Here is a 24112-nt window from a genome sequence, read left to right on the forward strand (position 1 = left end):
GCCTGAAGCCTTGTGGCGTCTGCCGTGTCAGTGAGGGCGCATTATAGAGATCATCTTCACCTTAGCAAGCACTTTTTTTCATTAATTTTCTGTTCGCTCAAAAAGCCATCGGATCATTAATTTTTGAATAAAATTCCAACATTTGAAGAGGGTCACAGCAATCGATTGGAAAAACTCCAAGCATAAACGTAAGATTCATGTGTCTATATTGTTAATCTTAGATACGCCTCTTACTTTCATTCTGATTAAGTAGTATTTCAATATGAGCTCGAATAAATCTACATTATTTATTATTGCACTGGCTATCATTGGTGCACTGGTTTTTTCTCTATTATCGATTCATCCTGCGGTAAGTTTTGTTATTGGTGTTATTTCTGCCGCGATCACTTTACAACTTTTATCTAATCCTTTAGCAGCATCAGTCAGTGCTCCATCAATCGATGAGCCATCCGGTAATACAAAAACACTTTATGTCGGAAACCTACCTTATAAAGCGAATGAATCCGATGTACGTGATTTGTTTGCGCAATACGGTGATGTGTTTGCGGTCCGACTAATGAAAGATAAACGTACAGGAAAACGTCGAGGATTTGGATTTGTAGTCATTGCCACCGCTCATGCCTCGGCGGCAATTCATGCACTCAATGAAAAAGACTATATGCAACGTACGCTGAAAGTACGAATTGCTAATGATCCAAAACATCCAGATGAGGAAATGGACGAACAGGATTAAAACCCATTTTAATTAAGTTTCCATTCAGAGCGCTCTCTTTCCAAGGGGGCGCACTGGCGAAAATTGTGTGCGGATGCTGATGCTTTAAGCCAGATTCTACATCAAGCAACTGCTGTACTCGACGTGCTATCGCCTGACCAGAATCAATCAACATCACATCATCACCTAATACTTGTTGAATCTCTGCTTTAATAAGTGGGAAATGGGTGCATCCTAATACCGCAACATCTATCCGCTGAATCAGTGGACTTAAAATCGCCGCCAATTCATCTTTATCAACTTCTTGCCCACGCAGCTTCTCTTCTGCCATATCCACTAAACGTGTCGACCCAAGTAATTCAACATTTTTTTCACTCGAGAAATTACGGATCAAATCATGTGTGTATTGCCTGGTAATCGTTGCGGGGGTAGCAATAAGCCCAATCGCTTTATGAGCAACGAGTGAGGCTGGCTTTATCGCAGGAACAACACCTACAACAGGAATGGATAATTTGGCACGTAGCATGGGGAGCACAATAGTACTAGCGGTATTACAAGCTATCACGACTAAATCAAAAGATTGCCGTTTGACTAGCGATAAAATTAAACGCTCAACACGATCAAGCAATACCTCTTGCGCTAACTCTCCATAGGGATAAGCAGCATTATCAAACAAGTAGGTATAATCAAGCTGTGGTAGTAATGAAACTATCTCTTGATAAACTGACAATCCACCAACACCCGAATCAAAAATCAGAACCTTATGTGATGACTGTTGCTGCATACTACACCCCAAGAATAAAGAGTCAGTGATCATACTCCCTCTTTATCATTAGACAACCACTCTCACCCTAATGAAACAGTAATATTATGAGTGATCATAGAAAATGATGGTTCGTCAGGTAGCTCTTCTCTGAACAAGACCGCCTTAAGGCGGTCTTGTATTTTAGAATTGGTAACTGGCATTTAGGTAATAAGCCCGCTCTGGAGCACGATACCCGAGCGCACTTTGATACTGCTCGTTAAAGAGATTTTCTATCCGACTACGAATGACCATGGCATCACTTATCCAGTAACCCACTGACACATCCCACAAGTTGGTTGAATGAATATAATCGTTACTGGTTGGCTCTGGTGTAGGCAAGTCTAGGCGCTTACCCGTATAGGTATAAGTTGTATTTATATCAAAGTTACCCAATTGTATGGCTGTAATCCACTTGTAGTTTTCTTTTGCCCGACGAGCCAACTGCACATGATTATCATCTTTATGATCTTTGTACTCCGCCACTAAAGTATGATTGATTGGACCAGTATCAAAGTTCACTTCCAATTCCACCCCTTTAATTCGTGCATCGGTATTCAAAGTGCATCCTCCCCAATTCACCACATCACACACGGCACCGTTAGGATCAGAATACCAGATAATCAAATTATCCACCTGGTTGTCATAAGCCGACACACTCACTCGCGCTAATGGATAAGTGATATCGAATCCAATCTCACTATTCTTAGACTTTTCTGGTTCAAGATCTTGTGCCGTTGATAAATCGGTGTAACTCGGTGCTTTAAATGCTGTGCCGTAGCTGGCTCGCAAACGATAATGATCGTTAACTTGATAACCGGCAGCGAAAGACCAAGTGGTGTAGTCATCATATTTATCATGCTTATCGTGACGAATATTCGCTTCAAAAATCCAATCGCTCACCGTCAGTTTGCCAGAACCAAAAATACCGTAGGTATCTCGGCTTTCTCCAGCCAACACATGACGACTACCATAACTGAGCGCATCATGGTCTAATTTTTCCCGGCGGCCATCAATACCCGCTCCAAGTTGAATCATGTCATTCAGCTGATAAAGGTTCGCCCATTGCGTCTGGGTAAGGTCGATGTTCGCCTTGGTATTAGCATTATGTTTACCCTCGCTTTGGGTATAATCGAGTTTTTCTGTTTGCTGATAATTAAGCATCAACAAACTTTTTAAGCGCTTCCCTTCGTAATTCATCTTCCCAGTAAAACTCTGGTTGTCGGAGAAACTGTGGTAGAACGTACCGAAAGAATTGTATTCTACATCGCTATCAAACCAGCTAGCCGATACATACCCCAACCAGTTCTGATTGAAGCGATACTCATAGCCACCCATCAGGTTCTGGCTTTCATAGCCATAGTCCACACCTGTCTGAAGGCTTTTTATATCGTAACCATCCGTTTTCTCAAAACCTGCAGAAAGTTGTAGATGCCCCAGCTCGTTCACATCCGTCCTCGTGACCACTTCACCTTTACGGGATTGGTTGCTGCCAACACCAACCGTCACTTGCTTAAGATTATTTCCACGATGAGAACGAGTGATAATATTGATCACACCACCGATAGCATCAGATCCATACATCGCGGCACCAGAACCACGAATCACCTCTAAACGCTCAACTAAGCCAATTGGAAAACGATTAATGGCAACCCCACCAGCGGCTGAATCAATCCGAACTCCATCCACTAAAATGAGAACATGACTACTATTGGTTCCTCGCATAAAAATAGAAGCATTCTGCCCTCGGCCACCATTTTGAGCTATCTCGATTCCGGGTACTCGACGTAAAACTTCCGTCAAAGATCGCGCTTGATATTGTTCAATTTCTTGGCGATCAATCACCGTTGTGGCCGCCAGTACCGATGCCTGCTTTTGCTCAAACCGATTGGCTGTTATCACCATGGTCTCATCAACGGGTGCAGTTTCGGCATAGGTAAGAGGGTGATAAGAGAGCGCTGACAGCATTGTCAGGCTAAGATAAGATTTATTCATTATGTAGTTATCCTAAAACGCGTAGATTCTCCTGAGCAAAACACCACTGCTAGCCCAGTTGCTGGCAGGTATTCGGACTCGAGAGCATTGACCTAGTAACTCGACTTCCCACCGTTAGGCAGTGTCTTAATGAGCGTTCGTTCTCTCTTACCGCTGCGCGTCAGTTCTGGATTTACACCAGATTCCCTTTTCAGAATTCAGCCATCTAGGCAGCTAAATATCACCAGCTACAATGATACTATTGACCAATGGTTAGCTTGTCTAGTATCGCTGATGATAATCAAGTGATTTGTCATTACCTTAACTCAGTAAATCGCCAACAAAACTGGACATGTAGGTCAGATTGAATAAAATCTGCGCTCTTTCAATAAATGCACCAGTAAAAGGTAATACCATCATGGCGACGCTTGACGTAAATCCTGAACATTATTCAGCACAACTGGCTGAGAAAATCACCCGCCTCACTGAAATGTTTCAGCCCTATCACGTCCCAAAGCTAGAAGTATTTGAATCTCCAAAACAATATTACCGGATGCGCGCAGAGTTTCGGGTTTGGCATGAAGGGGATGAAATGTATTACGTCATGTTTAATCCAACCACTCGAGAAAAGTATCGAGTTAATCAGTTCCCCGCCGCCAGCCGTTTAATTAACGACCTAATGCCACTATTAATAGAACTGATGCAAGGTAATAACACATTACGTCACAAGCTGTTTCAGGTGGATTTTTTATCAACCTTGAGTGGCGAGCTATTAGTTTCTTTGATCTATCATCGTCAGCTTGATGAAGCATGGACATCTGAGGCCAAGAAACTCAAACAACGACTGAACGATGAAGGCTTTAATCTCAACGTGATCGGACGAGCTCGGAAAATGAAAATTGTCCTAGACCGAGACTACGTCGTTGAAAAACTTCACGTAAACGGTCAACCTTATCTTTACCAACAAGTTGAGAATAGCTTTACCCAGCCTAACGGAAAAGTCGCAGAAAAAATGTTAGAATGGGCAGTAGATTGTACACAAGAGAGTCAAGGGGATTTACTGGAGTTGTATTGTGGTAATGGTAATTTCTCGCTTGCACTCGCGCAAAATTTTGACCGCGTATTAGCCACAGAATTAGCCAAACCTTCAGTTGAGTCCGCCCAATATAATATTGCTGCGAATCATATAGATAATGTACAAATTATTCGTATGTCTGCAGAAGACTTTACACAAGCAATGGAAGGCAAACGCGAATTTAATCGCTTAAAAGAGGCTGGGATTGATCTCAAAAGCTATCGTTGTAATACGATTTTTGTCGACCCTCCGCGCGCAGGAATGGATATCGACACTTGTAAAATGGTACAGGGGTATGAGCGTATTTTGTATATTTCTTGTAATCCTGAGACCTTAAAAGAGAATCTAGATATCTTATCTACTACTCATAACATCACCCGCTTTGCTTTATTTGATCAATTCCCGTACACCCACCACATGGAAGCGGGTGTAATGCTAGAGCGTAAAGCATAAAAAATTAACGAGCCGTCAGGCTCGTTAATTTTTGCGTCCGATGAAGCCGAGCTTTTTACCGATCCACCACAAAAGCCCTAGTACCACAATCACTGAGAACAAGATTGATCCGGAGTCGGGGTATTGAGCCTTCATAAACGCCGAGTGACCAAAAGCCCCAACAAAAAAGCAGGCTAAACCAACCAACGGAATATCTTCAGCTACCGGATGGCGTAAATAGTCTTGGTATAGCATTTGTACCGATAGCACGAGAGCGATCAGTGGAAAGATGGAAAAAGAGACCTCGCTGATCGTCAGCCATGATAACAGTGCATCGCCACACATGCCGCTAATCAGAGCAAGTAGCAATGTTTTACTATTGGAAGTGGGTGATGTTTCGTTACTCATTACTCTATCCCATTTTTTAGTCGATTACGTTCACGCTCTTTGCGATACCAAAGAGCTCCTTTGGCCATCATGCGCAACTGCATAATCAGTCGCTCTGACAATTCATCACGCGCTTGTCGTTCTAGATCCAGAGCTTGCGCACCTGAACTAAAAACTAATGTGACTGACGCTTCGGCTTGGATCGCCGCTTCCTCTCGTCCCATGCCAGTATTGATCAGATATTCAGTCAATTCAGCTGAGAAATGTTGAATTTCACGTACCACTGCGGCGCGAAACTCAAAAGAGGTCCCAGAGCGTTCGCGCAGTAACAAACGAAAAACATTGGGGCTACTTTCAATAAATTCCATAAAGGTTTCGACTGAAGTACGTATCACACTGCCCTCTTTAACAATTCTCTGTCGAGCCTGACGCATCAATTGACGTAGCAGTAAGCCACCTTCATCAACCATGGTCAGTCCCAACTCATCCATATCCTTGAAATGACGGTAAAAAGAGGTGGGAGCAATCCCAGCTTCACGCGCGACCTCACGTAAACTTAAATTAGAAAAGCTGCGATCCGCGCTCAATTGACTAAATGCTGCGTCAATCAAAGAACGACGAGTTTTTTCTTTTTGTAATGCGCGAATTCCTGTGGATTTCATACTGAACCTATTCTCATAACCCCATCATCAACCGCATACTATAACGCGAAAGGCATTATTGTCGATCCTCACCTGTATTGTGATGTGAGCATTTTCTCAATGGCTTAACAACACAAAAATACCACACTTAAATTCTCCAGCCGCTATCCTATAAAATGTCGTGATCCTAAACACCCTATCAGGGAAATGGGATTTACCTAGCAACACTATCGGTTACAATCTCGCTACAGCACTGATAAGCATCGATAACAACAAGGATATCCTATGACACAAAAGCACCAGTTTGACGTTATCGTCATCGGCAGCGGACCGGGTGGAGAAGGCGCAGCAATGGGATTAGCCAAAGCTGGCATGAATGTCGCGATCATAGAAAAGGAAAGCACCGTCGGCGGTGGGTGCACTCATTGGGGAACCATTCCTTCCAAGGCTTTACGTCACGCCGTTAGCCGAATCATTGAATTTAATAGCAACCCATTGTTTTGTAAAAACAATACTAGCATACACGCCACATTTTCATCCATTCTCGGCCATGCAAAAACTGTTATCGATAAACAGACCCGCTTACGCCAAGGCTTTTATGACCGAAACCAATGCAGTTTAATTTTTGGTAGCGCCGAATTTATCGATCCTCACACTATCGCGGTCCATAAACACGATGGCAGCATCGAACATTATCAAGCCGATAAATTTGTGATTGCCACAGGATCTCGCCCTTACCAACCGAATGATATCGATTTTAGCCATCCTCGTATTTACAACAGCGATTCGATTTTAAATTTAAAGCACGATCCACAGCATATTATTATTTATGGCGCAGGGGTGATTGGCTGTGAATACGCCTCTATTTTTCGAGGATTAGGTGTAAAGACCGATCTGATCAATACTCGCGATCGCTTATTGGCTTTTTTAGATAATGAGATTTCTGATGCGCTCTCTTACCATTTTTGGAACAGTGGCGTAGTCATTCGTAATGATGAAACTCATCAAAAAATTGAAGGCACTGATGATGGCGTGATTGTCCACTTAAAATCCGGTAAAAAAATGAAAGCGGACTGTTTGTTGTACGCTAACGGTCGTACTGGTAATACCGATCAACTGAATTTATCCGCGGTTGGTCTCGCCGCAGACGCTCGTGGTCAATTAACCGTCAACCACAATTATCAAACCGATGTTGAGCACATCTATGCGGTTGGGGATGTGATTGGTTACCCAAGCCTTGCCAGTGCCGCTTACGATCAAGGCCGTTTTACCGCCCAAGCGATTACTCAAGGCCAAGCGGTAAATAAGTTGATCGAAGATATCCCAACGGGTATCTATACCATCCCAGAAATCAGTTCAGTTGGAAAAACCGAACAAGAACTCACCGCAGCGAAAGTCCCTTACGAAGTAGGACGATCCTCATTTAAGCATTTAGCGCGCGCGCAGATCTCCGGCAAAGATATCGGTAGTTTAAAAATTCTCTTTCATCGCGATAGCAAAGAGATTTTGGGTATCCACTGTTTCGGAGAGAGAGCAGCGGAGATCATCCACATTGGACAAGCGATTATGGAACAAAAAGGCCCTGCCAATACCATCGACTATTTTGTCAACACGACTTTCAACTACCCCACCATGGCTGAAGCTTATCGTGTTGCCGCACTGAATGGATTAAACCGTTTATTTTAACAATGGTTGACGACGACGGCTTAAACAAAAAAGTCGTCGTCAGTTTCAACTGTCTCTTCCTGAGTTAGAGAAAATCGCCTCGCTGCCACTGTCGCTTTAATACCCAACCTAAACTTAGTCCGCGCAGCGCCATAAACGTTAACATTGCCAGCCATAAAGCGTGATTTTGCCAAGCAGAAAACAGTATAAACACCAGAAAAAAACCACTGGCGGCAATAAACATGCTGTTACGCATCTCTCGCCCTTTCGTGGCACCAATAAATATCCCATCGAGTAAAAAACACCACATCGCCACCAACGGCATCGCGACTAACCACGGCAGATATTCCTGCGCGGTCTGTTGTACACTTGGAATAGACGTAATGAAACCAATCAAGTTAGACCCTGAGATCGCAAAAACGGCCGTTAACCCAAGGCAAATTAACAAACTCCAAAACGTACTGCCAATGATAGAAGCTTTAAGTTGCGACGGGCTTTTCGCTCCTACCGCTTTGCCCACCATCGCCTCAATCGCGTATGCAAAACCATCCATGCCGTAAGAGATCATCATCAAGAAGCTCATCAGCACCGCATTCGCAGCCACTACCTGATCGCCAAAAGCCGCACCTTGAAAAGTCATAAAACTAAAAGCAGCCTGTAAACATAACGACCGCAAGAAAATGTCACGATTCAAGCGTACAAAACGACTGATCCCTTGCGTACTTTGTGACAATAAGCTCCAAGGTGATGGTAAGCCTTTCGCACACCAAAAACGCCAGACACACCATAAACCAAAAGCCATACCGAGGTAATCAGCGATCACAGAAGCCAATGCGACACCTGAGACTTTCCAACCAAAACCAAGCACAAACAGGACATCGAGCGCTATGTTGGTCAGATTGGTAATGATCACCATCCACATTGGCGCTTTAGCATTTTGCGTTCCTAATAACCAACCAAGCAATACAAAGTTGATCAATGCCGCTGGAGCACTCCAAGCCCGAATCATAAAGTATTGCTGAGCGTAATGTTTCACTTGCTCACTGGCTTCACTTAAAGCAAAAACCCCCTCGCCAATCAAACGATGCAGTACTAAAAATACGGCTGCAAAGCCAAGAGACATTAGCATGCCCTGTACCCAAACTAAGGCCAGTTGCTTCGGATCATCGGCGCCATAAGCCTGCGCTGTTAATCCGGTCGTCGACATGCGTAAAAAACCCAATAGCCAGAAAGAAACGCTGATCAGCATGCTGCCAAGCGCCACGCCGCCGAGATACCATGCGTGCTGTAAATGGCCAATCACCGCCGCATCGACCAAGCCAAGCAATGGAATGGTAATGTTGGACAACACCATAGGAATGGAAAGCAGTAAGACTTGACGATGAATGGTGCGGTTGGTAAGAATTTGGACTAGCGACGCCACAGAGAAACCCTCTTAAAATCAGTCGTCCAGTGTACCGAAAATAACCAGCATTCCCAAATTATGACGACGGACAGAGATCAATGAGCGTCAATCCCAATAAAGCCATATTACCAACGCACTTGGACCACCACGGGGGTTAGGCGATATTTGAATCCATTGATTTTACTCACCAAACGTTGCCAAAGTTTCCAACGATGGCAATGCCTGTCAAGGGGCGACAACAGTAAGGCGCTATGTGCCCAAGGCAAAGCATTAAGTATCGCTTGATCAGGTTTGGCAAAACCATGTTGGTAATCACCGGAACCCATTTTTTGTCCTAGACGAGTCATGGTTTTATCACCAGCCAGTACTAAACAAGCGCGAGCATTAACAAAATGCAGCCCTAAAGCACGGATAAAAGAGGAAAGCTGTCTTGCATGGCAATCTAATAATGCATGTTCACATAAGATAAATATCGGAGCCGAATCAGGAATGATTAACCGCTCTAACCAGTCAAGGTTATCAACACTACCGCAGCAATGCTGATAACGCTCACTACGATGAAAGAGTTTTTGCCGCCATAACAAATGCTCACTCACATCAACTTCCACCCAGTGACAGCGCCCATTATCGACTCGATAAAAACGTGTATCCAAACCAGCGCCAACATTAATGATCCATCCATCTGGATGAGTCGCTAAAAAGCGATGTATTTGCTGATCACACAGTCGAGCCAACGTAACATGTAAGAGCTGTTTTTGCGGAATATCGCCCGCGAGACAATCTGGTGCCAGATGACAACGCTGACAGGCACGAGCGGCTATCGGATCATAAACTAAGCCATCATCGACTAAGCTTTCACGACTACGCAACCAAAGTGGCTGCACTAAACGAGTGGGTACTTGATAACGTGGTGATGAATGAGTGTACTTAGAGGGCATTATCATCTTCCTTATGTCACCATAAAAAAGATGATAATGAATATCAATTAGATTAGCAAGCTAATGCGTGACGTTTGAAAGGTGTTCACATCCAATCAGTATTACGGATGATCCCAACCGCAATCCCTTCAATCGCTAAGTCTTGGCAGGTCAAGTCGACCTCAATCGGTGCAAAAGCGTCGTTTTCAGCATGCAGCCATACTTTAGCCCCTTTGCGCTCTAAACGTTTGACCGTTACATCTTCTTCGACACGAGCGACGACAACTTGGCCATTACGCACATCCTGAGTTTTATGAACCGCGAGCAAATCACCATCCATAATACCAATGTCCTTCATGCTTTCCCCCTGAACACGGAGTAGAAAGTCCGCTTGAGGTCGAAACATGCTCGGATCAACATGATAATGGGCTTCGATATGCTCTTGCGCGAGAATCGGTTCACCGGCCGCAACTCGGCCAATCAAAGGTAAACCAAGATCTTGCTCTGCATCATTGGCAGCCCCTAATAGAATGCGGATCCCACGGGAAGCTCCGGGAACAATTTCAATCACTTGCTTACGTGCGAGGGCTTTCAAGTGCTCTTCGGCTGCATTGGCTGAACGAAAACCCAGTTCGCGAGCTATTTCAGCACGAGTGGGGGGCATTCCGGTTTCTTCGATCTTACTTTTAATTAGCTCGAAGACTTGTTGCTGGCGTGGCGTTAACGGCTTCATGACTCACCTGTCTTTTTATACAGTCAACTGTGAGTATATCCAGTAATTAATCAAAAGCAAAGTGGATTGCTGCTTTTTTGATTACTTCACCGCCGATAAAGATCGAGCGCCTTTCTCATCAGGAATCATGAAACAAATCAAAACCCTAATAGACAATCACCAGACATGACGGAATAGTATTAAAAGGTTTGACCAGTTTCTGGTATTCTTGCGCTTCAAAAAAAGACACCGACTCAAATCGAGCACTCTCGGTTTGCGTTTTAGTACAGCATCTTGAGGCCTTGAACTCTTATGTCTTCCGGACACTCATTTTCTCGCTCTTTATTAAAATTACCACTATCGGTAATGGTAAAAGGCACGGCGATCCCATCGAATCCGATTGATGATTTAGCCATTGATCTGCATAAACCGATTGTTTATGTCTTACCGTTTCGCTCGAATGTTGATCTGCTAACATTACAAACTCATGCGCTTAACGCAGGTCTCCCTGATCCGCTTACCCCACTGACCATTAATGGTCAAACGCTAAAACGCTATGTTTTTATCGCTTCTCGTCCAGCGCTACTGCAAGACGACCATAACGTGCCTAACGAATCGATTACTACCTTTTCTGAACTGTTGGCCTTACATAAGCATGATTCTGAATTGGATGTTCAAATGATTCCTGCAAGTGTGCTATGGGGAAGACGTCCGGGTAAAGAGGGGCAAGAAAAGCCTTACTTGCAAGCTTTAAACGGGTTACAAAAAGCCATTGCGGTGGTGATCTCTGGGCGTGACTGTTTAGTCCGCTTTAGTCCGGTTGTCTCATTACGTTATATGGCCGACGCTCACGGTACCGATAGTTCAATTGCTCATAAACTCGCACGAGTGGCTCGCATTCATTTCTCTCGCCAAAAACTGGCCGCCTCCGGTCCCAATTTGCCTCAGCGCCATCAGTTATTTTCACGGCTAATGAACTCTCCTGCGATAGAAAAAGCGATTGCCGATGAAGCTAATCGTAAAAACATCCCATTAGAAAAAGCTCGTAAAGAAGCGCATAATATTTTGGATGAGATCGCCGCCGACTTTTCGTACTCTTTAATCAAAAAAGGGGATCATGTTCTTGGCTGGCTATGGAATCGTATTTATCAAGGGCTGAACATCAACAACGCGGCCACCGTGCGTCGACTCGCTCAAGATGGCCATGAAATTGTCTATGTTCCTTGTCATCGTAGTCATATGGATTACCTTCTGCTCTCTTATGTGCTCTATCACGAAGGGTTAGTTCCTCCACACATTGCCGCGGGCATTAATTTAAACTTTTTCCCTGCTGGACAAATATTTCGCCGTGGCGGGGCATTTTTTATCCGTCGAAGTTTTAAAGGCGATCCTCTTTATTCCACCATTTTCCGCGAATACCTTGCTGAGTTGTTTGCTAAAGGCTATTCGGTAGAATATTTCAGTGAAGGTGGCCGCTCACGTACCGGACGTTTACTGCAAGCCAAAACCGGTATGTTAGCAATGACCATTCAAGCGATGCTGCGTGGCTTGAACCGTCCTGTAACCCTAGTGCCCGTCTACATTGGCTATGAGCACGTGATGGAAGTGGGTACTTACGCCAAAGAGCTTCGCGGTAAACGCAAAGAAAAAGAGAATGCTGGCTTAGTGTTTCGCACCCTACGCAAACTACGTAACTTTGGCCAAGGCTACGTTAACTTTGGTGAGCCTATCCCTCTTAATCACTACCTTAACGAGCATGCGCCAGAATGGACTCAAGACATTGATGCCATGGGGGGCAGCAAACCACAATGGATGATGCCTATCGTTAATCAATTAGCGACTAAAATGATGACTCACATTAATGATGCCGCCGCCGCCAATGCGATGACCTTGTGTGCGACCGCATTATTAGCTTCAAGGCAGCGTGCATTGGCTCGGGATAATTTGGTCAAACAAATCGACTGTTACTTAGCCTTACTGCGCAATGTTCCGTACTCAACGACCTTTACCGTACCTAGCGATAGCGCAGAACAACTGGTCACCCATGCTGAGTCGTTAGATAAGTTTTTGGTTGAAACCGACAGTATTGGCGACATTATCTCATTAGATCGTAACCAGTCGATTTTGATGACTTATTATCGTAATAACATCATTCATCTATTGGCACTACCATCGCTAATTGCGCAAATGCTGATCCGCCAACAATCATTATCGATCAGTGCTATCCAGCAAACCGTTGCTCAAGTCTATCCCTTCCTTAAGCAAGAGCTATTTTTAAGCTATCCCGATGATGATTTGGATGAAGTTGTTGAGCGTTACTTATCCGAGCTTGAACGCCAACAGTTAGTGACGATTGAGCAGCAAACGGTGACCATCAACCAAGCACAGACACAAGTCTTGATGCTCCTTGGTCGAACGATTTCCGAAACGCTGCAACGTTATGCGATTGCCTTGAATCTACTGGTTGCTAACCCAGATTTAGCCAAAACGGATCTGGAAGCTAAGAGTCAAGAGATTGCCCAGCGACTGGGACGACTACATGGGATTAATGCACCAGAATTTTTTGATAAAGGTGTTTTTTCTGCGCTGTTTGTCACCTTAACCGAACAGGGCTACTTAGGACATGATGGTTATTGCCAATTGGAAAAAACTCAGCAGTTTGCCGACGCGCTTTACCTGATGCTCTATCCGGAAGTCCGTTTAACTATTCAAGAAAGTATCTGTCAAGTTGAGTGGTAACGCTTGATCATCATCGTTATTACAACGCGCATTATCATCAAGCCAATAACACTAAGGCATCCCTCGGGATGCCTTAGTCGTTCATCGAATTACCACCATAGTGAGAGTATCAGCCCCAGTGTAATCACCATACCAACATAGTTATTGTTCAAAAAAGCATGGAAGCAAGGCATACGTTGTCGATGACGAATCAAATGCTGCTGATAAACAAACAAACCACTGGCAATCAAAACCGTCCAATAGTAACTGGCCGCTAGTGAATAAACCCAACCCAACGCGATTAATAAAACGATCGTCATCAGTTGCAACACCCCAATGATCGCTTTATCACGACGACCAAATAAAATCGCGGTCGATTTAACCCCAATCAACAGATCGTCATCGCGGTCAACCATTGCATATTGAGTATCATAAGCAATCGTCCACAGTAGGTTTACCCCAAAGACTAACCAGATAACAGGAGGTAACTCATTGGCTTGAGCGGCCCATGCCATCGGAATTGACCAACTGAATGCTAAGCCCAGAAAAAGCTGCGGCACTTGAGTATAGCGTTTCATGAAGGGATAAATAAAAGCCAGAACCACTCCAACTAAAGAGAGTTTAATCGTCAAAGGATTCATGGTTAATACCAGCAAAAAAGACAAGATCACCAAGACCAAAAACAATCCAATCGCTTCTTTCTCACTGACTTTTCCCGTCGGTAGCGGACGTTGCGCTGTGCGCTTTACATGACCATCAACGTGACGGTCAGCAAAATCATTAATCACACACCCCGCAGAACGCATCGCAAACACTCCAATCGCAAACACCACAAGTACACGAAAATCCGGCATACCTTGCGCAGCTAAGATCAGAGCCCATAACGTTGGCCATAACAACAGCAACGAACCAATAGGCCTATCCATACGCATCAGTTGCCAATAGGCACGAACTTTTGCTTGGTTCATTTACACACTCTCCTTCGCGTAAATTGGGCAATCGGGTAAAAATAACTCGGCGACTAACATCGGTTTATGGTTCATCCATAAACGTGAACGCCGAGCAAGTAACGGGCCATCCGAGGTCATCGCCCACCCAACTTGTAATCCATCCCGTCGAACATGGTCACTGTTGAAAACCGTGAGCCCCAGCGGAATAGGCCCTTGTTGAGTCAAATCATCCGGCTGACCTTGCAAAGAACTTTGGGGAATGAGAGTTCGACCGAATACCCAGGGTCTAGTATCTCCGGCTAAAATAACCTGACGCAGCAAACAAGTTTCCGCCGTTAACCACGCCACTTCTGTAAAATCCAGTTGGGCAGGTTCCAGCCACTGGTTATCGTGCTGAGTAATACTCAACTGCTGACAACGCTGGGCCATCAGACGCGACAACGACCCTTGCTCTAACAGCCAAGATTGGGCGTTATCCGAGGGATAAGTAAAATCTTCCGGCCATTGCCAATCTACTTGGCGTAATGAAGAAAGATAGAGCGGAGTCATTCTATTCATACTAGTATTCAATATGACGCTTAATCGTCATACAATAACGCCGACATGCAGGTAAACCGCGCAGCGTTCAGACTCTATTAAGCATTTTATTTACAATCAGATGCGCTATTGTAACAAGAGTCGGGCGATTCGAATATCGTGAACAGAAGAAAGAACAGGCACAACTATGCTTAAACGTTATCTAGTCCAAATAATGCTCGCCTTTGGCCTGCTAGCCTCCTACTCCGCCATGGCAACCACGGAGAATAGAACCCAATTCGCCTATTTTACACTAGAGCCGGAATTGACCACTAACTTCCATACCCGAGGTAATCGTCTCGGCTATATTCAGGTCAGAATTGATATTATGGTCGCCAATAGCGCCGATCTACCATTAATCGAGCTACATCAACCATTGATTCGTGATGCGGTCATTGAGCAGCTTGGTAAACAAACCGAGGACTCTATCCGTTCCCTTTCTGGCCGAGAAAATTTACGCAGAACTCTCGTCGAAGAGATTAATAACATTTTACTACCCGAAACAGGCCGTACCTTGATCGCTGACTTACTGTTTACTAAATATATTTATCAATAAAACTGAATCACGGTCATCGAAACCGCACTTAATCTAACGCTTTCGATGACCGACTGGCATCATGTAACCCAAGTAACATACCGCTGATTAAGCCGACCAAGTGTGCGGTATTGGCGATCGCCATAAACGGCTGAACAAATCCCAACACTAACCAAATCAGCATAAAACCAATCAATGGTTTAGGCATCTCTAAACCAAGTTGAGGCGCTCGCCAGCCCAGCAACCATAAATAACCGACTAAGGCATACACTACGCCAGATAAACCACCAAAATTCGCGCCTTCCACCCAGTATTGTCCAGCACCAGATAAAGCCGCAGCGATCAATGTTATCTGGGTAAGTTTAAGACTACCCAACCGCTTTTCAATATCACCGCCAAGCTGCCACCACCACAGTAGATTAAACGCTATATGCATGACGGAAAAGTGCAGCAGTGCATGCGTAAACCAACGCCATAACTGCCATTGCTGACCAGCGAAAGCCGGAAAATGCAACGCCGCAAACACCTGACGAGCCAAACCAAACTGTTGTAAAACAAAAATTCCGATACAGACCATCATCATCAGCAATGTGATTGGCCCAGCTTTGGCTTTTACCAGCGACAGAAGGCTTGGGGCTTGATAAGTAAACGGCGTTGGTTGTGTATTCCCGACCTGCCAAGAAGCCGCTTGATATTTACGGTCTTGAGGATGGTGCAAAAAATGCTGAAGTTCGCTTTCGGCTTCTATTTGATGCTGTTCATCGATGAGCCATAAAGAAACCTGACCACCTTCCTCTGGCTGCATCTGTACCTCGATGTGCCTTGAGGCCATGTAATCAATGAAAGCTTGCGCCATCCGTGGATGAGCTAAGGTGATCAATTTTATCATTAGGGTTAACTCGTTGTCGTCGGTAAATGAGCATGCTGCCAGGCTTCAAAGCCCCCATCAATACTATACACCTGTTCAAAACCTTGGTTAACCAAGTATTGAGCTGCTCCTTGACTACTGATGCCATGATAACACATCACTAAAACCGGCTGTATAAGTGGGTGATCCTTAATAAAGGCATTGAGCGTGTCATTGGTTAGATGGAAAGCATTCTGTGGATGAGCTAACGCAAAAGACTGCGGATCACGGATATCAACCAGTATGGCCTTGGATTGTTCAAGTAGCTGTTGCGCACTGATAACATCAATATGCTGAAAATGGTCCATGAAGTGGTTCTCGTTGAGTGATAATTCGTTAGCACACATTGTAACCTAACCCACATTGAACAAGTACATAGCGACAGTAAGGTTATGCCTAATCATCCTTAAGCATAATATTGTGGATAATTCTGTGGATTGCGTTGATAAGGTAGCTTAAGCAAAAAAGATCCACTACATGTTGTGATGATCCTTATTTTTCTGTGCGTAAGAAAAACATATCCCCAAATAGAAAACAGCGTTCAAGCCTTAATTTATCGTCATTGATGATCATTCGTGACACTTTTCATCACAGAGTTATCCACAGAAAAATCGACCAGATGTTGATCAATGTTGTCGATCCCAATAAAAAAGCCGAGATCGATTGATCTCGGCTTTACTCTGATTCGTTGCCTAGCGGTTAAAAATCACCAACCGCCTCTTTAAGCTTTTTCATCGCATTCTTTTCTAGCTGGCGAATACGCTCGGCAGACACTTGATAAAGATCCGCCAATTCTTGCAAGGTCGCCTTTTGGTCATCCAGCCAACGAGAGCGCACAATATGCTGACTACGTTCATCCAAACTGGCCAAAGCTAAACTGAGACGATGATTGGTATGATTTTCCCAGTTTTGCGCTTCGATATTTTCCGCCAAGTCGGATTGCTTATCTTCCAAATACAGTACTGGCGCAGTATAGGCATTCGGATTGTCGTCATCTTCAGCAGAAAATTCAAACGTTGAATCGAGCGCTGCTAAACGAGATTCCATTTCTCGAACTTCGGCAGGTTCAACCCCGAGTTCACGAGCAACGGTTTCAACTTCACCGTTATTAAACCAACCGAGACGCTTTTTCGATTTACGTAGGTTAAAAAACAATTTGCGCTGCGCTTTAGTCGTCGCAATTTTCACAATACGCCAGTTGCGTAATACGTATTCATGAATTTCGGCTTTGATCCAATGCACCGCAAACGAGACCAGTCTGACGCCGACCTCTGGGTTAAAGCGTTTCACCGCTTTCATTAAACCAATGTTTCCCTCTTGAACAAGATCCGCAATCGGTAACCCATAACCCGAATAACCACGAGCAACATGAACAACAAATCGAAGGTGCGATAAGATCAACGTTTTCGCCGCTTCAATATCACCTGAGTAGTGTAACCGCTCAGCCAGTTCACGTTCCTCTTCAGCCGTTAGCATTGGGTAGCTACTAACTGAACGGATGTAGCTATCTAAGCTATCTTGTGAAATAAGAGCCATTGGATACGCTTGGTTAGTCATTCAAATCCTCATCAATCTGTGATTTTGAGTTAATTTTAACCTGACAATCTTGAACCGAAAATCAATTCGTTTCAAGCCTTGATTGCCGATAATTTTACTCTCAGCCATGGTGGCCGTTCAATAAGACCGCTCTATTTTATAACGGTTCAATTTCTTTTAAATGCCGCTGCGCAGAGAGACGCGCTGCCAAACAGCCCAATAGTGTTCCCAACATCAGTAATAACAACGATTCATCCCAATTAAGGCCAATCAATCGAAAACGGCTATCATAAAGTGCCGCCAATTCAGTCACGGCACCATTGAGAATAATCGTCACTAGGGCGGTCAGCAACCAAGCTGATAAGCTGCCCAATAAGCCAAGCCACATCCCTGAATAAAGGTAGGGGCGTAAAATATAGCTGTCGGTTGCGCCAATCAATTTCATGGTTTGAATTTCATCTTTATTCGCTTGAACATTAAAACGCAAGGTATTACCGATAATCAAAAAGATCGACGACAACATGAGTATCGATAAGCTCACCACGATGATCATGGCTAAATGTCGAATTGCATCTAACCTCGCTAACCAATCTTCATCTAATCGGACATCGGTTACGTTGGCTTGCTGACGAGCTTCCTCAGCAATACGTTTGATTTGTTGATTGTCTTCCACGCTGGGAGTGATGACCAATACTCCAGGTAGCGCGTATTCATCCAGTAGGCTGATAGCTTGATCAAACCCAGCATATTGACTGAGTTCTGCTAAACCTTGCTGTGGGGATATGTAATCAACCAAGGCGATATCGGAGCGATTTTCCAACTGATCTTTTAATATCATCACCCGAGATTCAGGCGTTCCTTGTTGAAGGTAGACACTAACTTGTGAAGGACTGGTCACATTGACCGCGACCGAAGCAATATTTTTCGTTAATAGATATAAACTGGCGGGTAACGCTAGCGCCATTGATATCACCGCCAATGTCAGTAAATTACCGAGCGGACGTCGCCATAATGCCGAGAATGCCATTTGGGCTTGCTTACTATGCGTAGTGATAAAACTGTCTCTTGGCGCTCTTGGGTAAGGCTGACTGCGCTTTTTAGGGTTGGCTTTATTGCTGACCATACTCTTCCACCTCACTTAAAAAGCCTTGGTTCAACTCTAAGTGACGATATTGAGGTCGAGATTGCACCAAATTAATATCATGGGTCGCTAATAAAATCGTCACTCCTGCGCGATTAAACTCCTCAAAGAGCCGTAATATACGATTCGATAAATCAGGATCCAAGTTACCCGTCGGTTCATCGGCTAACAATAAGGTCGGTCGATTGACTACCGCACGAGCAATACCGACGCGTTGCTGCTCGCCACCGGATAACTGACTTGGTAGACAACGAGCTTTGTCTAATAAGCCTGTTTTATCTAATGCCGCTGAAACGCGCCGTTTGATATCTTGCTCTGCGATTGATTCAATACGCATCGGTAAGGCAACATTATCAAAGACCGTTCTGTCCATTAATAATCGATGATCTTGAAAAACAATCCCAATATTGCGCCGTAAAAAAGGAATGTCACGATTAGGAATACGGGTAATATCATGACCATTAAAACTAATTTTTCCGTCACTGGGACGCTCAATGGCACAGATCAGCTTGAGTAAGGTACTTTTACCCGCTCCTGAGTGGCCACCTAAAAAGGCCATTTCCCCCCGACGCAGATGAAAATCGACTTTCTGTAAGGCTTGCCGACCGCCACGATAAGCTTTACTGACTTGTTGAAACTTAATCACCCGTGATCCCTCTATGACACATAACGTATCGCTGACTAAACACCTTAACGGCGACATGCGGGCAAATCAGCCACACATGATCGCCAGATTCAACACCGCCAAGCTCACTCTTCTCGGCTAAATAGCGCGTCGATAAATTCTTGAGTAACAAACGGACGCAAATCATCAATCCCTTCACCAACACCAATATAACGGATGGGAATTTGAAATTGGTCAGCAATAGCAAAAATAACACCGCCTTTCGCGGTACCATCCAACTTGGTCAGGGTTATCCCGGTGAGTGGCGCAGCTTGGCTAAACAACTTGGCTTGGCTAATGGCATTTTGTCCAGTTCCCGCATCAAGGGTTAACATGATCTCATGTGGCGCTTGCGGATCAATTTTCTTCATTACACGAACAATTTTCTTCAGCTCTTCCATTAAATTGGCTTTATTTTGTAGTCGGCCTGCCGTATCGGCAATCACCACATCAATACCCCGAGCTTTAGCGGCTTCAATCGCATCATAAATCACCGAAGCACTATCTGCTCCTGTATGTTGAGCGATAACTGGGACGTGATTGCGCTCTCCCCAAACTTGTAATTGCTCAACGGCAGCGGCGCGAAACGTATCCCCCGCCGCCAACATAACTTTTTTACCTTGCGCTTGGAATTGTTTGGCTAATTTGCCGATCGTCGTCGTTTTACCGACGCCGTTAACACCGACCATTAAAATCACATAAGGCATCGTTTGGCTATCAATCTGCAAAGGTTTCTCTACTTTGGCCAACATTTCTGCCATTTCTTGCTTTAATAACGTGTAGAGTGCTTCCCCATCACGTAACTGCTGGCGAGACGCTTTTTCGGTTAAACTGGTGATGATTTTAACCGTCGTTTCCATACCCACATCGGCCATCAATAGTTGCTCTTCAAGCTCCTCGAATAGCTCATCATCGATTTTCTTACCTTGAAACAGCCCAAAAAAGCCAGCACCAATGTTCGCTTTAGTACGGCTCAAACTAAGCTTGAGACGCACAAAAAAACTTTCACTCGGTTTTTCTTGCTCTTGAATTCTAGGTGCTGTTTCTGTTTCTGTTTCTGTTTCTAGACGAGTTTCGGTACTGGCTTGGTGATGCTCAACGGGTAAGGTCGATGGTTCTAAAGCAGGATCGTCCGCTTCTTTTACCGATTCGTTCTCTTCCACTACTGTTGTTGCGTTTGGTTGTTCATCCCCAAACCCTAACCATGACAATAAGCCACGTTTCTTTTTTTCTGTCATTGGGAGCTATCCTGAATTTGACATAACGATGACTCTTTTCTTGCAAGATTATCCCTTTAAGAAAAGAAAAATGACAAAGCAGTGAAAACTTTCTCGTTCGCTTGATAAACTTTGTCATAATATTGAATTCTGCTGGCTATTTATCTCAATGTTTAAACACAAGCTAAATAGAACAGTCATATAGTAACACTTAATTCACGGTCAAAAAATCTATGCTAAAACGTCGCCCGCAAACCCTATCACAAAAACGCCTCCCCAGTGGCCATGTTCGCATTATCAGTGGATTATGGCGGGGACGAAAATTGCCGGTGCATGACGCTCAGGGATTGCGCCCCACCACTGACCGAGTCAAAGAAACCGTGTTTAATTGGTTGGCGCAAGACATCGCAAAAGCGAAATGCTTAGATTTATTTGCTGGTTCTGGCAGTTTGGGATTTGAGTGCGCCTCCCGTCAAGCGAGCTTAGTTACGATGCTCGAACTCAACGGAGCGGCTTACCATCAGTTGAAGAGTAACATCGCTAGCTTACAAGCCAGCAACATCCACGCGGTGCATGGCGATACGTTGCACTATCTCAAACAATCTGCCAGCGAATACGATGTGGTTTTTATTGATCCCCCCTTTCACCAAGGATTGATCAACCAAGTAGTGCCGTTACTTGAATCCAACGGCTGGTTGGCAGAACAAGCCATTATTTACATTGAATGTGAAAAAGAGCTCTCATTGAACGAGCTACCTGACAACTGGCAGTTGCATCGAGAAAAAACTGCCGGTCAAGTCTGTTATCACTTATACCTCAGACAAACAACCTCAGCATAACCTTACCGATGCTCGCTATCATTTTATCGTCCGATGATAGCGAGCGCTCTATCCGTTCTCCACTACGCCCTACGCCGCACCCATGTAGCTTTTCACACCATTCAGGAACATTTGGGTCGAAATCATCACCAGCAACAAGCCCATTAAGCGTTCGACAGCTTTTAGCCCCCGTTCGCCTAATACACGATGGAAAAAATTGTAGAACATCAAAATAATAAAAGTTCCTGACCAGGCAATAATCACCGCTGCAGAAAGCTCAAGCATGTGTTGTGGATGCTGAGTTGAAAGTAAAAGCAGTGCGGCAATGACGGAAGGCCCAGCAATCATCGGGATGGCCATCGGAACTAAGAATGGCTCTTCTCCTGCGGCTAAACCTGTAATGCTACCCGCACTGGGGAAAATCATTTTAATCGCAATAATAAACAGAATAATGCCGCCAGAAATACTCAATGTTTCAGGCTGAACATGTAAGAAACCAAGAATCGATCGCCCTGCAAACAAAAATAACATCAAGATCACCAAAGCAAACAACAGCTCTCGGATCAATACTTTACGGCGACGTTTAGGATCAAGATGCTTAAGAATGGATAACACGACTGGTAGGTTACCCAGCGGATCCATGATTAAAAATAGCATGGTTGCCGCAGATAAAATTTCCATAAAACCTCAATAGACACAGGATGTGATAGAGATAGGCATGCCCGCAGCAGGGAAGACGGAATTAAGAGAGTAAAACAACCGAAGCGACAATCAAAGATTGAGCGAGCAAATAGCTCCCAGATATCCAATACTGTCCCCAAGGTAAAGAGTGTCGATAGTCATGAATCGCCAATAATAGCGCCGACAAAATAAACAGCAAACTACCCAAAAACCCTGCCAAAGACGCCAAAGATGGACTCTGCAGCAACACCTCGCCGGAGGCCCAAGCTAATTGTACCAGCACCAGCCCCATTATCGTAACAGGAAAAAGTAACGTATCGATTTGTGGTAGCAGAAGGAAAAAGGTGACAACACTGGTTGCAATCAATAAGGCAGGTAACCACCAAACCATATTACCGGATAATTGAATCCAAAAAGCTTTACTGTAACAGAGCTGGGCAAATAGAAAGCCAAAAAAACACAATTTGGGCCGATAATGAAACGTATGTAACCCATCAGCCAACATCGCGATGACTAAACCAATTGCTATCCATAGCGCAGGCATAGAGCGAGAAAATAACGGTTCAATGATCATCGCAAGCAATAGCACTAAACTGACCATTTTAAACAATACTGCTTGCCGTCTATGCTGGTTTTCAAACGCAGAAATGCTGATGAATCCCGATAATGCCACAGAAATCCAGCTCCACATGTCGATACCTCTTATCAATTCTGCCGCCAGTGTAGGCATGTCATCCATGAAGTCCAGAAGCGAACTGCAAAAATTGGATCTTGATTGCGATTCAATCACGTTAAATTCATCGTTTAAAACTTATCAGCATTCATCGCTCGTGGACTATTCTTTAACTGAATGAGACAACAGACATAACAACCAAACATTAAAAAACATTGTTTTAAACAATAAACATGGTAATAAAAAACCAAAAAAAACCAATGATAAATTAAAAAAATTAATAAAAGACATTTAAAATCAGTCAATTAAAAACAAAAATCAACAAAAATTAGATTTTGCAGGAAATTCCATTAAATCAAAACAAATAAACATAATAAATCCATATAAACTCATCCAACCAGATGTAAATGATAACTCATATCATTAAAGTGTTAATGATTTATTTAAAAAATAGGAATTAACTTAAAAATGACACAACTTGACAGGTAGCACCAGAAACCATAATAAACACATTAATAAAACATAAAAACAACATAAAAAAAGCATTAAAATTCAAACATATATATAAAAATCAGAATAATTAACCACCGATAAGAACAAGAGACAACCAACCAATAACACCCGCCTTAGTTCGCTATAATCGGAAAAATCATCACACTTTAACAACCACTTTTAAGACTTTCACCAAGATCCCCTTGATCAAGTCAATAAAGCAAGCTATTCTGATTAACAAGATGAGACAGACAACAGAGGAGCAGTGTTATGATTTCTTCATCTCAAAAACAGGGATTGGTAATGATCGCAGTCATCGTCGGCTTAATGACACTGCCTCTACTCTACTAATTCATTGTTTTAAAACAAAAAATAAAAAAGCATATAAAAAGGACGCCTAGCGTCCTTTTTATATGCTTTTTTATTTGGCTGATCCGCGATTAAGCAAAGATGATACTTACAGCTCAACAAGCTTCACTCTG

The 24112-nt window shown here is 43.9% G+C and carries 23 protein-coding genes and 1 riboswitch; of the genes, 6 read left to right on the top strand and 17 right to left on the bottom strand.

Annotation, left to right across the window (positions count from 1 at the left end):
* Window positions 1-262: 262 nt before the first annotated feature.
* Window positions 263-733, top strand: a complete 471-nt coding sequence (locus BSR11_RS09330; RefSeq protein ID WP_072670143.1) for an RNA recognition motif domain-containing protein — start codon at window positions 263-265, stop codon at window positions 731-733.
* Here BSR11_RS09330 and murI read toward each other — a convergent pair.
* On the bottom strand, window positions 687-1496 hold the full coding sequence (gene murI / locus BSR11_RS09335) for a glutamate racemase (protein ID WP_072670201.1): 810 nt from the start codon (window positions 1494-1496) through the stop codon (window positions 687-689). The two genes, BSR11_RS09330 and murI, sit on opposite strands and share 47 nt — an antisense overlap.
* 162 nt (window positions 1497-1658) lie before the next feature.
* Complete coding sequence (locus tag BSR11_RS09340; protein WP_072670144.1) at window positions 1659-3509, bottom strand: TonB-dependent receptor domain-containing protein; 1851 nt, start codon at window positions 3507-3509, stop codon at window positions 1659-1661.
* A 46-nt stretch (window positions 3510-3555) separates the two neighbouring features.
* Window positions 3556-3752: riboswitch (cobalamin riboswitch) on the bottom strand.
* Window positions 3753-3906: 154 nt separating this feature from the next.
* Between BSR11_RS09340 and trmA the strand changes: the two genes are divergently transcribed.
* Window positions 3907-5016, top strand: a complete 1110-nt coding sequence (gene trmA / locus BSR11_RS09345) for a tRNA (uridine(54)-C5)-methyltransferase TrmA (RefSeq protein WP_072670145.1) — start codon at window positions 3907-3909, stop codon at window positions 5014-5016.
* A 24-nt stretch (window positions 5017-5040) separates the two neighbouring features.
* On the opposite strand, the gene BSR11_RS09350 is transcribed toward trmA, so the two are convergent.
* Together BSR11_RS09350 and fabR are read right to left on the bottom strand one after the other, a co-directional pair.
* Window positions 5041-5403 carry a YijD family membrane protein gene (locus BSR11_RS09350; protein ID WP_072670146.1) on the bottom strand — a complete coding sequence of 121 codons (363 nt, stop codon included), beginning with the start codon at window positions 5401-5403 and terminating at the stop codon, window positions 5041-5043.
* A complete protein-coding gene (fabR, locus tag BSR11_RS09355; protein ID WP_072670147.1) occupies window positions 5403-6044 on the bottom strand; it encodes an HTH-type transcriptional repressor FabR in 642 nt (213 codons plus the stop codon). Before fabR ends, BSR11_RS09350 begins: the two co-directional genes overlap by 1 nt.
* A gap of 264 nt (window positions 6045-6308) precedes the next feature.
* Here fabR and sthA point away from each other — a divergent pair, with 264 nt between their 5' ends.
* A complete protein-coding gene (sthA, locus tag BSR11_RS09360) occupies window positions 6309-7709 on the top strand; it encodes a Si-specific NAD(P)(+) transhydrogenase (protein ID WP_072670148.1) in 1401 nt (466 codons plus the stop codon).
* Between the two features lie 64 nt (window positions 7710-7773).
* Here sthA and dinF read toward each other — a convergent pair whose 3' ends face one another.
* The 3 genes from dinF to lexA form a co-directional block, all read right to left on the bottom strand.
* A complete protein-coding gene (gene dinF, locus BSR11_RS09365; RefSeq protein WP_072670149.1) occupies window positions 7774-9111 on the bottom strand; it encodes an MATE family efflux transporter DinF in 1338 nt (445 codons plus the stop codon).
* Between the two features lie 107 nt (window positions 9112-9218).
* Window positions 9219-10037: a class I SAM-dependent methyltransferase gene (locus tag BSR11_RS09370; RefSeq protein WP_139299823.1), complete on the bottom strand. Its 819-nt coding sequence runs from the start codon at window positions 10035-10037 to the stop codon at window positions 9219-9221.
* Between the two features lie 79 nt (window positions 10038-10116).
* A complete protein-coding gene (gene lexA, locus BSR11_RS09375; RefSeq protein ID WP_072670151.1) occupies window positions 10117-10743 on the bottom strand; it encodes a transcriptional repressor LexA in 627 nt (208 codons plus the stop codon).
* Window positions 10744-11034: 291 nt separating this feature from the next.
* Between lexA and plsB the strand changes: the two genes are divergently transcribed.
* Complete coding sequence (gene plsB / locus BSR11_RS09380) at window positions 11035-13461, top strand: glycerol-3-phosphate 1-O-acyltransferase PlsB (protein ID WP_072670152.1); 2427 nt, start codon at window positions 11035-11037, stop codon at window positions 13459-13461.
* An 89-nt stretch (window positions 13462-13550) separates the two neighbouring features.
* On the opposite strand, the gene ubiA is transcribed toward plsB, so the two are convergent.
* Both ubiA and BSR11_RS09390 read right to left on the bottom strand, forming a co-directional pair.
* A complete protein-coding gene (gene ubiA / locus BSR11_RS09385; RefSeq protein WP_072670153.1) occupies window positions 13551-14408 on the bottom strand; it encodes a 4-hydroxybenzoate octaprenyltransferase in 858 nt (285 codons plus the stop codon).
* Entirely contained in the window at window positions 14409-14948 is a 540-nt protein-coding gene (locus BSR11_RS09390) for a chorismate lyase (protein WP_072670154.1), read from the bottom strand.
* A gap of 166 nt (window positions 14949-15114) precedes the next feature.
* Between BSR11_RS09390 and BSR11_RS09395 the strand changes: the two genes are divergently transcribed.
* Window positions 15115-15522 (top strand): flagellar basal body-associated protein FliL, encoded by a 408-nt coding sequence (locus tag BSR11_RS09395; protein WP_072670155.1) that lies wholly within the window; start codon window positions 15115-15117, stop codon window positions 15520-15522.
* A gap of 28 nt (window positions 15523-15550) precedes the next feature.
* Here the strand turns inward: BSR11_RS09395 and glpG are convergent, their stop codons facing one another.
* The 6 genes from glpG to ftsY form a co-directional block, all read right to left on the bottom strand.
* Entirely contained in the window at window positions 15551-16390 is an 840-nt protein-coding gene (gene glpG / locus BSR11_RS09400) for a rhomboid family intramembrane serine protease GlpG (protein WP_072670156.1), read from the bottom strand.
* Between the two features lie 5 nt (window positions 16391-16395).
* Complete coding sequence (glpE, locus tag BSR11_RS09405; RefSeq protein ID WP_072670157.1) at window positions 16396-16716, bottom strand: thiosulfate sulfurtransferase GlpE; 321 nt, start codon at window positions 16714-16716, stop codon at window positions 16396-16398.
* A 391-nt stretch (window positions 16717-17107) separates the two neighbouring features.
* Window positions 17108-17965 carry an RNA polymerase sigma factor RpoH gene (rpoH, locus tag BSR11_RS09410; protein ID WP_004393939.1) on the bottom strand — a complete coding sequence of 286 codons (858 nt, stop codon included), beginning with the start codon at window positions 17963-17965 and terminating at the stop codon, window positions 17108-17110.
* A 136-nt stretch (window positions 17966-18101) separates the two neighbouring features.
* Window positions 18102-19067, bottom strand: a complete 966-nt coding sequence (gene ftsX / locus BSR11_RS09415; RefSeq protein ID WP_072670158.1) for a permease-like cell division protein FtsX — start codon at window positions 19065-19067, stop codon at window positions 18102-18104.
* On the bottom strand, window positions 19054-19731 hold the full coding sequence (gene ftsE, locus BSR11_RS09420; protein WP_072670159.1) for a cell division ATP-binding protein FtsE: 678 nt from the start codon (window positions 19729-19731) through the stop codon (window positions 19054-19056). Before ftsE ends, ftsX begins: the two co-directional genes overlap by 14 nt.
* A 104-nt stretch (window positions 19732-19835) precedes the next feature.
* On the bottom strand, window positions 19836-20987 hold the full coding sequence (ftsY, locus tag BSR11_RS09425; protein WP_072670160.1) for a signal recognition particle-docking protein FtsY: 1152 nt from the start codon (window positions 20985-20987) through the stop codon (window positions 19836-19838).
* 212 nt (window positions 20988-21199) lie between these two features.
* Here ftsY and rsmD point away from each other — a divergent pair, with 212 nt between their 5' ends.
* Window positions 21200-21805, top strand: a complete 606-nt coding sequence (gene rsmD, locus BSR11_RS09430) for a 16S rRNA (guanine(966)-N(2))-methyltransferase RsmD (protein WP_072670161.1) — start codon at window positions 21200-21202, stop codon at window positions 21803-21805.
* Window positions 21806-21874: 69 nt separating this feature from the next.
* Here the strand turns inward: rsmD and BSR11_RS09435 are convergent, their stop codons facing one another.
* On the bottom strand, window positions 21875-22465 hold the full coding sequence (locus BSR11_RS09435; protein ID WP_072670162.1) for a YhgN family NAAT transporter: 591 nt from the start codon (window positions 22463-22465) through the stop codon (window positions 21875-21877).
* 61 nt (window positions 22466-22526) lie between these two features.
* Complete coding sequence (locus BSR11_RS09440) at window positions 22527-23162, bottom strand: lysoplasmalogenase (RefSeq protein WP_181397624.1); 636 nt, start codon at window positions 23160-23162, stop codon at window positions 22527-22529.
* Window positions 23163-24112 lie beyond the last annotated feature (950 nt).

Source organism: Vibrio injensis, assembly GCF_001895205.1.
GTDB classification, from domain to species: domain Bacteria; phylum Pseudomonadota; class Gammaproteobacteria; order Enterobacterales; family Vibrionaceae; genus Vibrio; species Vibrio injensis.

Coding starts and splice junctions, on each gene's coding strand:
- rsmD (WP_072670161.1), top strand. CDS start 21,200: ATGCTAAAACGTCGCCCGCAAACCCTATCACAAAAACGCCTCCCCAGT.
- ftsY (WP_072670160.1), bottom strand. CDS start 20,987: ATGACAGAAAAAAAGAAACGTGGCTTATTGTCATGGTTAGGGTTTGGG.
- glpG (WP_072670156.1), bottom strand. CDS start 16,390: ATGATAAAATTGATCACCTTAGCTCATCCACGGATGGCGCAAGCTTTC.
- BSR11_RS09395 (WP_072670155.1), top strand. CDS start 15,115: ATGCTTAAACGTTATCTAGTCCAAATAATGCTCGCCTTTGGCCTGCTA.
- rpoH (WP_004393939.1), bottom strand. CDS start 17,965: ATGACTAACCAAGCGTATCCAATGGCTCTTATTTCACAAGATAGCTTA.
- BSR11_RS09370 (WP_139299823.1), bottom strand. CDS start 10,037: ATGATAATGCCCTCTAAGTACACTCATTCATCACCACGTTATCAAGTA.
- murI (WP_072670201.1), bottom strand. CDS start 1,496: ATGCAGCAACAGTCATCACATAAGGTTCTGATTTTTGATTCGGGTGTT.
- BSR11_RS09435 (WP_072670162.1), bottom strand. CDS start 22,465: ATGGAAATTTTATCTGCGGCAACCATGCTATTTTTAATCATGGATCCG.
- BSR11_RS09350 (WP_072670146.1), bottom strand. CDS start 5,403: ATGAGTAACGAAACATCACCCACTTCCAATAGTAAAACATTGCTACTT.
- ftsX (WP_072670158.1), bottom strand. CDS start 19,067: ATGGTCAGCAATAAAGCCAACCCTAAAAAGCGCAGTCAGCCTTACCCA.
- sthA (WP_072670148.1), top strand. CDS start 6,309: ATGACACAAAAGCACCAGTTTGACGTTATCGTCATCGGCAGCGGACCG.
- BSR11_RS09330 (WP_072670143.1), top strand. CDS start 263: ATGAGCTCGAATAAATCTACATTATTTATTATTGCACTGGCTATCATT.
- lexA (WP_072670151.1), bottom strand. CDS start 10,743: ATGAAGCCGTTAACGCCACGCCAGCAACAAGTCTTCGAGCTAATTAAA.
- ubiA (WP_072670153.1), bottom strand. CDS start 14,408: ATGAACCAAGCAAAAGTTCGTGCCTATTGGCAACTGATGCGTATGGAT.
- BSR11_RS09390 (WP_072670154.1), bottom strand. CDS start 14,948: ATGAATAGAATGACTCCGCTCTATCTTTCTTCATTACGCCAAGTAGAT.
- glpE (WP_072670157.1), bottom strand. CDS start 16,716: ATGGACCATTTTCAGCATATTGATGTTATCAGTGCGCAACAGCTACTT.
- fabR (WP_072670147.1), bottom strand. CDS start 6,044: ATGAAATCCACAGGAATTCGCGCATTACAAAAAGAAAAAACTCGTCGT.
- trmA (WP_072670145.1), top strand. CDS start 3,907: ATGGCGACGCTTGACGTAAATCCTGAACATTATTCAGCACAACTGGCT.
- BSR11_RS09340 (WP_072670144.1), bottom strand. CDS start 3,509: ATGAATAAATCTTATCTTAGCCTGACAATGCTGTCAGCGCTCTCTTAT.
- plsB (WP_072670152.1), top strand. CDS start 11,035: ATGTCTTCCGGACACTCATTTTCTCGCTCTTTATTAAAATTACCACTA.